General features: G+C 68.4%; 13 protein-coding genes. 4 read left to right on the top strand and 9 right to left on the bottom strand.

Annotated elements, in window-relative coordinates; genetic code table 11:
* Positions 1 to 95 precede the first annotated feature (95 nt).
* The 4 genes from ehuB to ehuA are packed head-to-tail and all read left to right on the top strand — an operon-like array spanning position 96 to position 3,117.
* The gene (gene ehuB, locus ACZ5QD_RS05110) at positions 96 to 929 is read left to right on the top strand and encodes an ectoine/hydroxyectoine ABC transporter substrate-binding protein EhuB (protein WP_085950733.1); all 834 of its coding nucleotides are present in this window, start codon (positions 96 to 98) and stop codon (positions 927 to 929) included.
* Between the two features lie 16 nt (positions 930 to 945).
* Positions 946 to 1,674, top strand: a complete 729-nt coding sequence (gene ehuC / locus ACZ5QD_RS05105) for an ectoine/hydroxyectoine ABC transporter permease subunit EhuC (protein ID WP_006894845.1) — start codon at positions 946 to 948, stop codon at positions 1,672 to 1,674.
* Positions 1,671 to 2,312, top strand: coding sequence for an ectoine/hydroxyectoine ABC transporter permease subunit EhuD (ehuD, locus tag ACZ5QD_RS05100; RefSeq protein WP_045539808.1), 642 nt, complete (start codon positions 1,671 to 1,673; stop codon positions 2,310 to 2,312). Before ehuC ends, ehuD begins: the two co-directional genes overlap by 4 nt.
* A gap of 49 nt (positions 2,313 to 2,361) precedes the next feature.
* Positions 2,362 to 3,117: an ectoine/hydroxyectoine ABC transporter ATP-binding protein EhuA gene (gene ehuA / locus ACZ5QD_RS05095; RefSeq protein ID WP_062367507.1), complete on the top strand. Its 756-nt coding sequence runs from the start codon at positions 2,362 to 2,364 to the stop codon at positions 3,115 to 3,117.
* Between the two features lie 4 nt (positions 3,118 to 3,121).
* Here the strand turns inward: ehuA and ppc are convergent, their stop codons facing one another.
* The 9 genes from ppc to uvrC form a co-directional block, all read right to left on the bottom strand.
* On the bottom strand, positions 3,122 to 5,974 hold the full coding sequence (ppc, locus tag ACZ5QD_RS05090; RefSeq protein WP_464367145.1) for a phosphoenolpyruvate carboxylase: 2,853 nt from the start codon (positions 5,972 to 5,974) through the stop codon (positions 3,122 to 3,124).
* 50 nt (positions 5,975 to 6,024) lie between these two features.
* Positions 6,025 to 6,258, bottom strand: coding sequence for a preprotein translocase subunit SecG (gene secG / locus ACZ5QD_RS05085; RefSeq protein WP_006894841.1), 234 nt, complete (start codon positions 6,256 to 6,258; stop codon positions 6,025 to 6,027).
* Between the two features lie 123 nt (positions 6,259 to 6,381).
* Complete coding sequence (gene tpiA / locus ACZ5QD_RS05080; RefSeq protein WP_006894840.1) at positions 6,382 to 7,179, bottom strand: triose-phosphate isomerase; 798 nt, start codon at positions 7,177 to 7,179, stop codon at positions 6,382 to 6,384.
* Positions 7,176 to 8,393, bottom strand: coding sequence for a phosphoglycerate kinase (locus ACZ5QD_RS05075; protein ID WP_346076272.1), 1,218 nt, complete (start codon positions 8,391 to 8,393; stop codon positions 7,176 to 7,178). The genes tpiA and ACZ5QD_RS05075 overlap by 4 nt, the downstream gene beginning before the upstream one ends.
* Before the next feature lie 5 nt (positions 8,394 to 8,398).
* On the bottom strand, positions 8,399 to 9,418 hold the full coding sequence (gene gap / locus ACZ5QD_RS05070) for a type I glyceraldehyde-3-phosphate dehydrogenase (RefSeq protein ID WP_006894838.1): 1,020 nt from the start codon (positions 9,416 to 9,418) through the stop codon (positions 8,399 to 8,401).
* A gap of 141 nt (positions 9,419 to 9,559) precedes the next feature.
* On the bottom strand, positions 9,560 to 10,543 hold the full coding sequence (gene whiA, locus ACZ5QD_RS05065; protein ID WP_039866771.1) for a DNA-binding protein WhiA: 984 nt from the start codon (positions 10,541 to 10,543) through the stop codon (positions 9,560 to 9,562).
* Positions 10,544 to 10,654: 111 nt separating this feature from the next.
* Positions 10,655 to 11,683, bottom strand: a complete 1,029-nt coding sequence (locus tag ACZ5QD_RS05060) for a gluconeogenesis factor YvcK family protein (RefSeq protein WP_006894834.1) — start codon at positions 11,681 to 11,683, stop codon at positions 10,655 to 10,657.
* Positions 11,680 to 12,576 carry an RNase adapter RapZ gene (gene rapZ / locus ACZ5QD_RS05055; protein ID WP_045540113.1) on the bottom strand — a complete coding sequence of 299 codons (897 nt, stop codon included), beginning with the start codon at positions 12,574 to 12,576 and terminating at the stop codon, positions 11,680 to 11,682. The genes ACZ5QD_RS05060 and rapZ overlap by 4 nt, the downstream gene beginning before the upstream one ends.
* Entirely contained in the window at positions 12,573 to 14,573 is a 2,001-nt protein-coding gene (gene uvrC / locus ACZ5QD_RS05050; protein WP_006894830.1) for an excinuclease ABC subunit UvrC, read from the bottom strand. Before uvrC ends, rapZ begins: the two co-directional genes overlap by 4 nt.
* Between the last annotated feature and the right edge of the window lie 4 nt (positions 14,574 to 14,577).

Below are 14,577 nucleotides of genomic sequence, written 5' to 3'. Positions count from 1 at the left end.
TGGCAAAGAAGATCAAGCAGACACACACGGCCAAGCGACGGATCGCCGGCGACCGGCGACATGTGTTCCGCACGGCGGCGGCCGTGGCGGCCACGATGATCGTGACCGCAACAGCGCTGACCGCGTGCACCAAGACCGACACCGGCAGCGAGACCACGCTCGACGATCTGCGGAAGGCCGGAACCGTCACCGTGGCCTACGCCAATGAAGCGCCGTATTCATTCGACGCCGACGGGCAGCTCACCGGCGGCACCATCGCACTCCACCGCGAAGTGTTCCGGCGGCTCGGCGTCAACGAACTCAAGGGCGTGAAGACCGACTGGGGCGGCCTCATCCCCGGACTCAACGCCAAACGATACGACCTGGTCAGCGCCGGAATGTCGATCACGCCGGAGCGGTGCGGCCAAGCCGCGTTCAGCGTTCCCGAGATCAACTACACCACCGCGCTGATGGTGCAGCCGGGCAATCCGAAGCACCTCACGGACATGGATTCGATCAAACGCTCCGGCGCGAAGATGGCGGCCATGACCGGTGCCATCGAGGCCGACTACGCCTCCGAACTGGACATCCCCGATCCGATGCTCGTCAAGGACCAGCAGTCCGGGATCGATGCCGTGAACTCCGGCCGGGTGGACGCCTTCGCTCTGACGGCGGTATCCCTGAACTACGCCAAGACGCACACGCCCGGCCTCAACGTCGAAGTCACGCAGCCGTTCATCGCGGTCATCGACGGCAAACCCCAGAACCCGGCGGGTGCGACGGTGTTCCGGAAGGAGGACACCTCCCTGCGCGACGCGTACAACGCCGAGGTGAAGAAGATCCTCGCCGACCGCACCGAGTACATGAAGATCCTCGGCCCGTTCGGCTTCACCGAGGAGAACATCCCCGATCCGTCACTCACCACCGACCGGTTGTGCCGCGGCGAGTGACCGGGTTCCGATCGAGATGAGCCACGATCTCGACGCGCTCGTCGACGCCCTGCCCGCCCTCGGGCGCGGCATCGTCGTCACGCTGGAACTGACGGCCGGCGGCGGTCTGCTCGCCTTCGCACTCGCACTCACCCTCGGCACGCTCGTACGGGTGAGGTCGCTTCCCATCCGGTTCGTGGCCCGCGTGCTCATCGAGTTCTTCCGCGGGACATCCCTCGTCGTGCAGCTGTTCTGGCTGTTCTACGTGCTCCCCCTGCTCGGCTATCAACTCGATCCGGTGTTCTGCGGCGTCCTCGCACTGGGACTCAACTACGGCGCCTACGGGGCCGAAGTGGTCCGCGGTGCCCTCAACGCGGTACCACCGGCCCAGGTGGAGGCCGCCGTCGCGTTGAACTTCACCGCCCGGCAGCGCCTCACCCGAGTGGTCTTCCCCCAGGCCTGGGCGATGATGATCCCGTCGCTGGGCAACCTGCTGATCCATCTGCTCAAAGGCACCGCGTTCGCGTCCTTCATCACCCTGCAGGACCTCACGGCCGGCATCGTCGACCTGCAGAAGACCACCGGCGACACGCTGTTCTCCTTCGGAGTCGGGCTGGTCATCTATCTCGTGCTCGCCTACGTGGTCACGTTGTTCATCAACCTGGCCGAGGCGCGGGCCAAGCACCGTCTCGGCCGCGGTCCCACGCTTCGGGAGATCCTCAGCCTCCGTCCGCAGTCCCAGGACGCTCCCGGGGGTGCGCTGTGATCGAGTGGAGTTGGCAACGCGCACAGGACGCGCTCCCGGTGCTGTGGGACGGATTCCAGATCACCCTGCTGGCCACGGTGATCGGCTTCTTCATCGCCGCTGCGCTGGGGCTCGTGATCGCCGTCATCAGACGGTCGGCGCCGCGTTGGCTGTCCGCGCCGGTGTACGCGGTGGCCGAGTTCATCCGTCTCACCCCGATCGTGGTGCAACTGCTCTTCGTATTCGCCCTGTTCCCGCAGTTCACGCCGCTGTCCATCGGTGTCACGGTCCTCGGAGTGCACTACTCGAGCTACATGGCGGAGGTGTACCGGGCCGGCATCGAGGAGGTTCCCATCGGACAGTGGGAGGCGGCACGTGCGCTGTCGCTGCCGGCCGGCCGGACCTGGCGAGCGGTGATCCTGCCCCAGGTACTGCGGAACTCGCTGCCCGCACTCGGCAACAACGCCGTGTCGATGTTCAAAGACACCCCCTACCTGTTCACGATCTCGGTGGTCGAACTGGTCACCGCCGCACAGACCTACGGCGCCGCCCACTTCGCCTACCTCGAGGCGTTCACCCTCGCCGGCGCCTTCTTCCTGGTGGCGAGCTACCCGACCTCGGTCCTGATCCGACGACTGGAGAAACGCCTTGCCCGCTGACGACCGGAACCCTCCGAACGCCCCCGACGCAGCCGAATCCGCGGATGCCATGATCCGCTTCGTCGGCGTCGTGAAACGCTTCGGCGACCACCTGGTTCTCGACCATCTCGACTTCACCGTCGACCGCGGCGAGAAGGTCACCCTGATCGGCCCCAGCGGCTCGGGGAAGACGACGATTCTCCGGCTGCTCATGACCCTGGAGAAGGTCACCGACGGCGTCATCTGGGTGGGCGGCCGACCGCTGAGCCATCAGCTGCGCGGGGACCGGCTGGTCCCCGCGAAGGAGAAGTACCTTCGCGAGGTCCGCAAGAACATCGGGATGGTCTTCCAGCAATTCAACCTCTTCCCCAATATGACGGTGCTGCAGAACATCACCGAGGCTCCGATCCACGTCCTCGGCCGGAGTCGAGACGAGGCGGTCGAGCATGCGCGGAGCCTGCTCGACACCGTCGGACTCAGCGACAAGGAGTCGGCGCATCCCACGCAGTTGTCGGGCGGTCAGCAGCAGCGCGTCGCCATCGCCCGCTGCCTCGCGATGAGTCCGTCGGTGATGCTGCTGGACGAGGTGACCTCCGCACTCGACCCCGAACTCGTCGACGGCGTCCTGTCGGTGCTGCGCGACATCGCGGTCACCACCGACATCACGATGCTGATCGTGACGCACGAGATGCGTTTCGCCCGCGAGGTCTCCGACCGCGTGATGATGTTCGACGACGGCAGAATCGCCGAGGAGGGTCCGCCCGAGCAGATCTTCGGCGACCCGCGGGAGGAACGCACACGAGAGTTCCTCAAGGCGATCCGCTGACGCCCTACCCGCTGTTGCGCAACGCCGTCGCCAGACCGTTCATCGTCAGCTGAATACCGCGGCGAATGAGCGGCGAGTCCTCGCCCGACCGGAACCGCTGCAGCAACTCCACCTGCAACAGGTTGAGCGGCTCCAGATACGGGAACCGGTTGTAGACCGACCGTTTCAGCGCGTCGTTGTCGGCCAGCAGATCCGTGGTGCCGGTGATCGCGGTGTACATCTCGAGAGTCCGCTCGTGCTCTTCGACGATCATCGAGAAGACGCGGCGGCGCAGTTCCTCATCCGGCACGAGTTCGGCGTACCGGGACGCCAGACCCATGTCCGACTTCGCCAGCACCTGCGCCATATTCGACATCACCGAGCGGAAGAACGGCCAGTTCTCGTAGTACCGTCGCAAGTCGGCAATCCGCGCGTCGTCCCCGCCGGTCCACTGTGCGAACGCGCTGCCGACTCCGTACCAGCCCGGGAGCATGACGCGGCACTGCGTCCACGAGAGCACCCACGGGATGGCGCGGAGGTCGGAGATGGCGGTGGTCTGCTTGCGTGAGGTCGGCCGGCTGCCGATGTTCAGCGCCCCGATCTCCGACAGCGGCGTCGACGCGGTGAAGTACTCCACGAAGCCGGGAGTCTCGTGCACCAGCGCGCTGTACGCCCGCCGCGCGGACTCGGCGAGTTCGTCGAAGTCGGCGTACGCTCGCTCGGGATCGTCGAGGCCTTCCACGTCGAGTAGCGACGACTCGATGGTGGCGGCGAGCAACGACTCCAGATTCCGCCGCGCGCTGACGGGCTCGGCGTACTTCGCCGCGATGATCTCGCCCTGTTCCGTGAGGCGCAGCGAGCCGGTGACGGCACCGGGCGGCTGAGCCAGGATCGCGTCGTAACTGGGTCCGCCGCCGCGTCCGACGGTCCCTCCGCGGCCGTGGAACAGTCGCAGCCGCACCTCCGCCGCGCGGGACGCGGACACCAGGTCGAGTTCGGCGCGATACAGCGCCCAGTTGGCCGCCAGGTAGCCGCCGTCCTTGTTGGAGTCCGAGTAGCCCAGCATCACCTCCTGGATGTCGCCCTGCGCGCGGACCAATGCCCGGTAGAAGCCCAGGTTCAGCGCCGCGGTCAGTGTGGCCGCGCCGCCGCGCAGATCCTCGATCGTCTCGAACAGCGGCACCACGCGCACCGAGCACGACGGCCCGGCGTCGCCCGGTCCGGCGGCATGGTAGATCCCCGCCTCCTTCAACAGGATCAGCACCTCCAGCAGATCCGATACGGACGAGCACATGCTGATGACGTAGTTCGGGACGGCGCGGGGGCCGAACCGCTCGATCGCACCCGCCGCGGCGTGCACCACCCCCAGCTCCTTCATCGCGAGCTCGCTCAGTTCGGCGTCGGGAGTCGTGAGCGGGCGGCGCGAGGCCAGCTCCGCCGTCAGCAGGCCGATCCGGTCCGCCTCCGGCAGCGCCGGGTAGTCGGCGCACACCCCGGCCCACGAGAGGAGTTCGGCTACCACCTGCTCATGTGTCTCGGAGTTCTGCCGCATGTCGAGTCCGGACAAGTGAAAACCGAAGGTGCGCACCGCTTCCCGGAGCGTCGCGAGGCGGTCGTCGGCGATCGAGTCGTCATGAGCGGCGCGCAGCGCCCGGTCGATCACGTCGAGGTCGGCGAGGAATTCGTCGGCGTCGCCGTAGGGTGCCGCCGCACGCGCGGTGTCCAGTTCCGCCGGGTCGACGGCATCCTCGCCGAGCGTGTGCAGCGCACGGGCGAGAACGCGCGAACGCACCGCTGAGACCGCCGAACGGAAGGGTTCGTCGTCGGTGTCCCCCGGTTCGTCGGGCGGGGCGAACCCGGAGCCGAGTGCCGACAGTGCGGGTGAGACCGGCGAGAACAGCCGTGCGGACAGGCTCAACTCCTGATGCAGCGCAGCGAGCTCGTCCAGGTGATGGCGCATCGCGGTGCGTGCGGCACTCGTGGCCGCCTCATCGACCACCTCTGCCGAGACGAACGGATTGCCGTCACGGTCGCCGCCGATCCACGAACCCATGCTGATCATCGACAGGCCGTCGAGACCGGCGTCGGGATAGGCCTCGACCAGGGCCGCGCGGACGTCCTTGTTCAGGGCGGGCACCACGTCGAAGAAGGACGCCCCGTAGTAGCGGAGCCCGGTGGTGATCTCGTCGGAGATGGTCAGCCTGCGCAACCGGATCAGGGCGGTCTGCCACAGCACCAGGATCTGCCTGCGGATGTCCTCCGTCAACCGGGCGTCCTCCTCCGGAGTCAGCTCGGTCCGCGCCCGCACGCGCATCAGTTCGGTGATCCGGTTCTGCGCGTCGAAGACGCTGCGCCGCCGAGTCTCCGTCGGGTGTGCGGTGATCACCGGGACCACCTCCGCCGACCGCAGCGCGGCGGCGACGTCGGCGTCCGTGCGACCTGCGTCGGCGAGCTTGCCGAATGTGGCCGCCAACGACGACGGCGGAGCCGGGTCGCCCGCGCGCTGGTGGATGCGCCGTCGGCGTTCGCGGTGAAGGTCCTCGGCGAGATTGGCGAGCAGGGCGAAATTGGTGAACGCCCGGATGACGGGCATCAGATCGGCGACCGCCCGTCCGTCGTACCGCCCAGCCAGCTGATCACGCGTCACCTCGGCGTAGCGGATGCCGAAGGCGTCGCGGCGGGAACTCTCGACGAGCTCGAAGGTCGCCTCTCCCGCGTGGGAGCGGATCACCTCGCCCAGCAGTCCACCGAGGAAGCGGATGTCTTCGCGCAGCGGTTCGGTGAGGGCGCGCCCGGTGTCGTCGACGCTGATGCGATCGACCATCGGAGTGGCGATGGCGCGGGCGAGGGTCTCGGGAGTCAGCGAATCGGAGGCCATGCGCACAAAACTACGCGCCGCGCCGCCTCACGGCTCACCGAGCGAGCGGACTACGAGAACTTGATGTCGAGGCCGACGCCGATGATCAGGATGACCCAGACGAGACCGACGAAGACGGTGAGCCGGTCGAGATTCTTCTCGACCACCGATGAGCCGGACAGACTGGACTGCACGCCGCCGCCGAACAGCGAGGACAGGCCACCACCCTTGGCGCGATGCAGCAGAACCAGAACGATCAGCAGCACGCTGGTGATGATCAAGCCGATGTCGAGCGCGATAGTCACGGGTCGGTGGTCCTGTTCGTCGAATCTTGCGAAAACGCCTGTGGCAGGTCGCGTCCTTCTCGGATGCAACCTGCCACAGTCTACGCGATGGTGGTCGTGACTAGTGAAACCACCTGCAGCGCGTCACAGCAATGGACCGCCCGCGGCGATGGCCGACAGCTGCGCGAACTCGTCGGCCTTGAGCGAGGCCCCGCCCACCAGAGCACCGTCGACGTCGGACTGCGCGACGATCTCTCCGACGTTCTTGGCGTTGACCGAACCGCCGTAGAGAACGCGGACCGAATCGGCGGTGGCCTGGTCGGCGATCTCGGCGAGCGCGCCGCGCACCGCACCGCAGACCTCCTGAGCGTCGGCCGCACTCGCGACCCGGCCGGTGCCGATGGCCCACACCGGCTCGTAGGCGACGACGACCTTCGCGATGTCGGCGGCCGACAGCCCGGCCAGCGACGCCTTGATCTGCGCCACGTTGTACGCGACGTGATCACCGGCCTCGCGAACCTCGAGTCCTTCGCCGATGCAGACGATCGGCGTGAGCCCGTGGCGCAGCGCGGCCTTGGTCTTGGCCAGCACCACCTCGTCGGTCTCCGAGTGCAGGGTGCGACGTTCCGAATGTCCGACGACGACGAACGTGCAGCCGAGCTTCGCCAGGAACGCGCCACTGATCTCACCGGTGTACGCACCCGAGTCGTGCTCGGACAGATCCTGCGCACCGTAGGTCAGCAGCAGCTTGTCGCCGTCGACGATGGTCTGCACGCTGCGGATGTCGGTGAACGGCGGGATCACCGTCACGTCGACCTTCTCGAAGTACTTCTCGGGAAGAGCGAAGGAGATCTTCTGGACGAGTGCGATGGCCTCGTAGTGGTTGAGGTTGCACTTCCAGTTTCCGGCGATGAGCGGCTTGCGCGCGCCCGCCCCGCTCACTGCTGCACTCCCAGCACGGCCAGGCCCGGCAGTTCCTTGCCCTCGAGGTACTCCAGGGAGGCGCCGCCGCCGGTCGAGATGTGCGAGAACGCCTCGTCCGGAATGCCGAGCGCGCGCACTGCCGCGGCGGAGTCGCCACCGCCGACGACGCTGTACGCGCCGTCGCGGGTGGCCTCGACGATCGCTTCGGCCACCCCGCGGGTGCCCTCGGCGAACTTCTCGAACTCGAACACGCCCGACGGGCCGTTCCAGAAGATCGTCTTGGCACCGCGCAGCACCGCGGCGAATCGCTCGACCGTCCCCGGACCGATGTCCAGGCCCATGCCCTGCTCGAAGCCGTCCGCCGTCATCGCGATGCTGGTGTCCGCGTCGGCGGCGAACTTGTCCGCGACGACGATGTCGTGCGGCAGGTGGATCACGTCGCCGTACTTCTCGAGCAGGTCCTTGCAGGTGTCGATCATGTCTTCCTGCATCAGCGAATCGCCGACCGGGCTGCCCTGCGCCTTGATGAACGTGAAGGCCATGCCGCCGCCGATCACCAGGGTGTCGACCTTGGGCGCGAGCGCCTCGATCACGCCCAGCTTGTCCGACACCTTCGAACCGCCGAGGACGACGGCGTAGGGACGCTCGACGTCGGAGGTGAGCTTGCGCAGCACCTCCACCTCGGTGGCCACGAGGTCGCCGGCGTACGCCGGGAGCAGCCGGGCGACGTCGTACACCGACGCCTGCTTGCGGTGGACCACGCCGAATCCGTCGGAGACGAACGCGCCGTCGTCGCCGACGAGCTCGACGAGCGCCTTCGCGAGCTTGTTGCGCTCGGCATCGTCCTTGCTGGTCTCGCGCGGATCGAAGCGGATGTTCTCCAGCAGGAGGACGTCACCGTCGGTGAGTCCTTCGGCGCGCGCGAGCGCATCCGAGCCCACCACGTCGCCGGCGAGCTGGACGTTGCGGCCCAGTTCCTCCGACAGCCGGGCGGCCACCGGCGCCAGCGACAGCGCGGGATCCGGCTCCCCCTTGGGGCGGCCCAGGTGCGCGGTCACGATGACCTTGGCACCCGCCTCGACGAGTTTGGCGATGGTCGGAGCCGACGCGACGATGCGCCCCGGATCGGTGATCGCGCCGCCGTCGAGCGGCACGTTCAGATCCGAGCGCACCAGCACGCCGCGGCCCTCGACTCCTTCGGCCAGCAGGTCTTCCAGAGTTCGGACTGCCATGGTGACTACAGCGACTTCCCGACGAGACCGATGAGGTCGACGAGGCGGTTGGAGTAGCCCCACTCGTTGTCGTACCAGGAGACGGTCTTGGCCTGGTTGCCGATGACCTTGGTCAGACCCGAGTCGAACAGCGACGAGTGCGGATCGGTGACGATGTCGCTCGAGACGATCGGCGCGTCGTAGTACTTGAGGATGCCCTTCAGCGGGCCCTCGGCGGCGGCCTTCATGGCGGCGTTGATGTCCTCGGCGCTGGCGGTCTTCTTCAGCTCCGCGGTGAGGTCGGTGACCGAGCCGGTCGGGATCGGCACGCGCAGCGCGTAACCGTCGAGCTTGCCCTGCAGTTCGGGCAGGACCAGGCCGATGGCCTTGGCCGCACCGGTGCCGGTCGGAACGATGTTGATCGCGGCGGCACGCGCACGGCGCAGATCCTTGTGCGGGCCGTCCTGCAGGTTCTGGTCCTGCGTGTAGGCGTGAATGGTGGTCATCAGACCCTGCTCGATGCCGAACTCGTCGTTCAGCACCTTGGCCATCGGGCCGAGGCAGTTGGTGGTGCACGAGGCGTTCGAGATGATGTTCTGGCTGCCGTCGTACTTGTCGTCGTTGACGCCCATCACGATGGTGATGTCCTCGTCCGAGGCCGGCGCGGAGATGATGACCTTCTTGGCGCCGGCGTCCAGGTGACCCTGGGCCTTCGCGCGCGCGGTGAAGATGCCCGTCGACTCGACGACGACGTCGACGCCCAGATCGCCCCACGGAAGGGCTGCGGGGCCCTCCTTGACCTCGAGGGCCTTGATCTTCATGTCGCCGACGACGATGGTGTCGTCGCCCTCCAGGCGGACGTCCTGGGGCAGACGGCCGAGGATGCTGTCGAACTTCAGCAGGTGAGCCAGTGTGGCGTTGTCCGTCAGGTCGTTGACGGCGACGATCTCGATGTCGGTGGTTCCGAGCGCCTTCTGCGCCTCGACGGCACGGAAGAAGTTGCGGCCGATGCGGCCGAAGCCGTTGACGCCTACCCGAACAGTCACAAGTTGCTCCTTAAGCGGTGGTGTTGAGCCGGCGGTTCGTTACCGGCCCGCTCCCACCAGCCTAATAGCCGCCGCTCGCGAGGTCACCGGAAGGTCACTTGTGAGCGATGGGGTGTTCGTCACCACGCCGGGCGGGCGCCCCTACGCCTCGTCGAGGAGTTCGGCGGTGACCGCCGACTCGGTGTCCGGGATGCCGTCGGTCCGGGCCCGCTTGTCGGCCATCGACAGCAGGCGACGGATGCGGCCGGCCACCGCGTCCTTGGTCATCGGCGGATCCGCCAGTTGTCCGAGTTCCTCCAGCGAGGCCTGACGGTGTTCCACGCGCAGCCGGCCGGCGGCGAGCAGATGGTCGGGCACGTCGTCGCCCAGGATCTCGAGCGCACGTTCCACGCGGGCGGCCGCGGCCACGGCGGCCCGCGCCGAGCGGCGCAGGTTCGCGTCGTCGAAGTTGGCCAGACGGTTCGCGGTGGCGCGCACCTCGCGCCGCATCCGGCGTTCCTCCCACACCAGGCGGGTGTCGTGCGCGCCCATCCGGGTGAGCAGCGCGCCGATCGCCTCACCGTCACGGATGACGACCCGATCGCTGCCGCGGACCTCGCGGGCCTTGGCCGAGATGCCGAGCCGCCGCGCCGCGCCGACGAGCGCCAGAGCGGCCTCCGGGCCGGGGCAACTGACCTCCAGGGACGACGACCGGCCCGGCTCGGTCAACGAGCCGTGCGCCAGAAACGCTCCGCGCCAGGCGGCTTCGGCGTCGCCGACACTCCCGCCGACCACCTGCGCGGGCAGGCCGCGCACCGGCCGACCGCGCATGTCGAGCAGTCCGGTCTGGCGCGCCAGGGCCTCGCCGTCCTTCGTGACGCGCACGATGTAGCGCGCGCCCTTCCGCATTCCGCCCGAGCGGAGCACGTGGACGTCGGCGTTGTAGCCGAACAGACCGTGGATCTCGTGCCGCAGCCGCCGCGCCACGTTGCCGAGGTCCACCTCGGCCTCCACCACGACGCGGCCGCCCACGATGTGAATCCCCCCGGCGAATCGCAGCAGCGCCGACACCTCTGCCTTGCGGCAGCTGATCTGCGTCACCGACAACCGGCTCAGCTCGTCCTTGACCGCCCCAGTCATAGCCACGGTTCAAAGCCTCCTGTCCCCTGATATCCCCCGTTGCCCGACAGCCGCGCCGAGCGTCTCGAGTCCCGGAAGCATGCCAGATGTGCTGGTCCAACCTTACCGGCGATCATTTCAGTCGATCAGCCCGACCACCGTCGCGGCGGTTTTCGCCGGATCGTGCACGGCGGTTCCCGGAACCGCGAGATCCGCCACCCGCAGACGGGCCCCGAACCGGCCCGCCGCGCGTTCGAGATACTCGCGTTCGGCGCCCTCCGGCACCGACGCGGAATCGACGACGACGTCGTCCACCCGAAGGGTGGGAGCGTGCGCGTGCAGCACATGCAGGTGCCGCTCCACCGAGTATCCGGTGGTCTCCCCCGCCTCGGCTGCGAGATTGACGAACAGGATCTTGCGCGCCGACGTCTCGCTCAGCGCATCGAGCTGATCGGGCACCAGCACATGCGGAATCACGCTGGAGAACCACGATCCCGGACCGAGGGTCACCACGTCCGCCTCCCGGATCGCCGCCGCGGCCTGCGCACAACCGGCCGGAGCGTCGGGGATCAGCCGCACCCGCCGCGGCTTTCCCGGTGTGGTCGCGACCGCCACCTGGCCGCGGATCACGCGACTCACCCGGGGGTCCTTCTCCAGTCCGGACACGTCGGCCTCGATCACCAGGGGGACGTCGGCCATCGGCAGCACCCGGCCGTCGACGTCGAAGAGGTCGGTGAGGTCGTCCAACGCTTTCACCACGTCGCCGGTCACCTCGTTGAGCCCGCTGAGGAGCAGGTTGCCGATCGGGTGGCCGGCGAGCGCGCCATAGCCGCCGAAGCGGTGCTGCAGCACGCGCGCCCAGCGCTGGTGCCGGTCCGCGGAGGCCGGGTCCACGCGCCGTCGCGCCTCGAGCGCGGCCGGGGCCGCCATCAGCGCCGCCAGCGCCATGCGCAGATCGCCCGGCGGAATCAGGCCGAGTTCGGCGCGCAGGCGGCCCGACGATCCTCCGTCGTCGGCGACCGTCACGACGGCCGTGACGTCGGCGGTGAGGTAGCGCAGCGCGGTGAGCGTGTTGAACAGACCGTGGCCGCCGCCGAGCGCCACCACCTTGAGCCCCTCGATCAGGTCGGGTACGGCGATCTCGGGTGCGCCTTCGCCGGCGCTCATTCGTTGCCCAGGTCGCGGTGGGTCACTTCGACGTCGTAGAGCCGGTGGCCGTCGGCGTCGACCACCTCCGACAGTCGTCGCGCCAAATCCTCGGACATCGCGACGCTGCGGTGCTTCCCGCCCGTGCAGCCGATGCCGAGGGTCATGTATCCCTTGCCCTCGCGCAGGTAGCCGCGGCCGACGATGCCCACGATGTCGACGTACCGGTCGAGGAACTCCGCGGCGTCCTCCTGTCCCAGCACATAGTCGCGGACCTGCGGTTCGCGGCCGTTATGCTCGCGCAGTTCCGGGATCCAGAACGGGTTCGGCAGGAACCGCACGTCGGCGACGAGATCGCAGTCGATCGGCAGTCCGTACTTGAACCCGAACGACTGCACCGCGATGGCGAGCCGGCGGCCCGCGACGTTGGGGAAGACGTTCTCCACGATCGACCGCAGTCGGGTGGAACTCAGGTTGGAGGTGTCGATCACAGTGTCGGCTCCGGCCGCGAGCGGTGCCATGACCGCACGTTCGGCGGCGATCCCCTCTCCCAGCGTGCCGTTGCCCTGCAACGGGTGCCGCCTGCGGACCTGCTCGAACCGGCGGACCAGCACCTCGTCGGAGGCGTCGACGAAGATCATCGACGTGGTGGCGCCGCCGTCCTCCAGATCGCGGCGCAGCGCCGCCATCTCGGCCGCGAAGGAGGGATCGCCGCCCCGGACCACCATCGCGATCCGCTGCGCACCCACCTCGCTGCTCCGCACCATCTGCACGAGCTGCGAGATCAACGAGATCGGCACGTTGTCGCTGACATACCAGCCGTCGTCCTCGAGGACGTTGGCCACCGACGTGCGGCCGGCACCGGACATGCCGGTGACGAACAGCACCGTCGTACGGCTATCCGTTTCAGTCAACTCTGCGATTCCTCCATGTCGGGGACGGTCGTCTCAGGGCTTTCGCGGTCGGAGTCGTGGAGCGCGTCGTGGACGGCCTGCGCGGTGGCCGGGCCGATGCCCTTCACTTCGCCGATCTCCGCCACGGTCGCCTTCTTCAGATTGGCCACGGAACCGAAATGAGTCACCAGCGCCGTCCGCCGCCCCGCACCCAGGCCGGCGATCCCGTCGAGCGCCGAGGCGGTCATCCGTTTGCTGCGCTTGCTGCGGTGGAAGGTGATGGCGAACCGGTGCGCCTCGTCGCGCACGCGCTGCAACAGGAACAGGGCTTCGCTGTTGCGGGGCAGGATCACCGGCTCATCATCACCCGGAATCCACACCTCTTCCAGTCGTTTGGCCAGACCCACGACGGCCACGTCGGTGACGCCGAGCTCGTCGAGGACCGAGGCGGCGGCGTGCGCCTGGGGCGCGCCGCCGTCGACGACGAACAGATTCGGCGGATATGCGAATTTCTTCGGTCGGCGCGAAGTGGCCTCGTCGTCGGCCGCCGTCTGCCCCGATGCGCCCGCCTGATCCGAGGCGGACTCTTCCGGCGGCGGGGTGATGGCCCCGTCGCGGTGTCGGGCGAAGCGGCGCCGGGTGACCTCGGCGATCGACGCGACGTCGTCGGAGCGCCCGTCGCCGGCCGCCTCCTTGATCGAGTAATGCCGGTAGTCCGACTTCCGTGCCAGACCGTCCTCGAAGACGACGAGCGAGGCCACGACGTCCGTGCCCTGGACATGCGAGATGTCGATGCACTCGATCCGCAGCGGCGCCGTGTCGAGCCCCAGTGCCTCCTGCAGCTCGGTCAGCGCCGCCGACCGAGTGGTCAGATCCCCCGCACGCTGCAGCTTGTGCCGCGCGAGGGCCTCGGTGGCGTTGCGTTCCACCGTCGTCATCAGCGTGCGCTTGTCGCCGCGCTGCGGAACGCGCAGACTCACGTGCGCCCCGCGTCGCTCGGCGAGCCACTTCTCGACGTCCGCGGCGTCGTCGGGCAGTGCGGGAACCAGCACCTCGCGCGGGATGCCCGAACTCATGTCCGTCTCGGCGCCGTAGAACTGGGTCAGGAAGGTGCCGACCTGATCGGCGAGCGAGGCGTTCTCCTGGACCTCGACCACCCATCCGCGCTGACCGCGCACCCGTCCGTCCCGGACGTGGAAGACCTGCACGGACGACTCGAGTTCGTCGCCGACCAGAGCGATCACGTCGGCATCTGTCCCCGACCCCAGCACCACGGCCTGCTTCTCCATCGCGCGCCGCAGCGCGGAGACGTCGTCGCGCAGCCGGGCCGCCCGCTCGAAGTCGAGTTCCTCCGCCGCGCTGTTCATCTCGCGTTCGAGGTTCCGGATCAGACTGTCCGTGCGCCCGCCGAGGAAGTCGCAGAAGTCCTCGACGATCTCCCGGTGCTCGGCGGCCGACACACGGCCGACGCAGGGTGCCGAGCACTTGTCGATGTAGCCGAGCAGGCACGGCCGGCCCATCTGCTCGCTGCGGCGGAATACCCCTTTGGAGCACGTCCGGACGCCGAAGACGCGGGTCAGCAGATCGACCGTCTCGCGAATGGCCCAGGCGTGCGAGTACGGGCCGAAGTACCGGACGCCGGGCCGGCGCGCCCCGCGGTAGACGAAGACGCGCGGATACTCCTCGTTGAGGGTGACCGCGAGCATCGGGTAGCTCTTGTCGTCGCGGTAGCGGACGTTGAACCGCGGGTCGAACTCCTTGATCCAGTTGTATTCGAGCTGCAGCGCCTCCACCTCGGTGGTGACGACGGTCCACTCCACTGAGGCGGCGGTGGTGACCATCTGCCGGGTGCGCGGATGCAGGCCGGTGATGTCGGCGAAGTACGACGTGAGCCGTTGCCGCAGATTCTTGGCCTTGCCGACATAGATGACCCGGCCGTGCTGATCGCGGAACTTGTAGACGCCGGGATCGGTCGGGATGGTGCCCGGCGCCGGTCGGTAAGTCGATGGATCAGCCACGCCC

The organism is Gordonia sp. J1A, assembly GCF_055393515.1.
The sequence above is the reverse complement of the archived record's forward strand: the minus strand, read 5'-3'. Positions and strand labels throughout refer to the sequence as shown.

Excerpts from the sequence above, each read along its gene's own strand:
- ehuA (WP_062367507.1), top strand. The coding sequence starts at position 2,362 with ATGATCCGCTTCGTCGGCGTCGTGAAACGCTTCGGCGACCACCTGGTT.
- ppc (WP_464367145.1), bottom strand. The coding sequence starts at position 5,974 with ATGGCCTCCGATTCGCTGACTCCCGAGACCCTCGCCCGCGCCATCGCC.
- ACZ5QD_RS05075 (WP_346076272.1), bottom strand. The coding sequence starts at position 8,393 with ATGGCAGTCCGAACTCTGGAAGACCTGCTGGCCGAAGGAGTCGAGGGC.
- ehuB (WP_085950733.1), top strand. The coding sequence starts at position 96 with ATGATCGTGACCGCAACAGCGCTGACCGCGTGCACCAAGACCGACACC.
- ACZ5QD_RS05060 (WP_006894834.1), bottom strand. The coding sequence starts at position 11,683 with ATGAGCGCCGGCGAAGGCGCACCCGAGATCGCCGTACCCGACCTGATC.
- ehuC (WP_006894845.1), top strand. The coding sequence starts at position 946 with ATGAGCCACGATCTCGACGCGCTCGTCGACGCCCTGCCCGCCCTCGGG.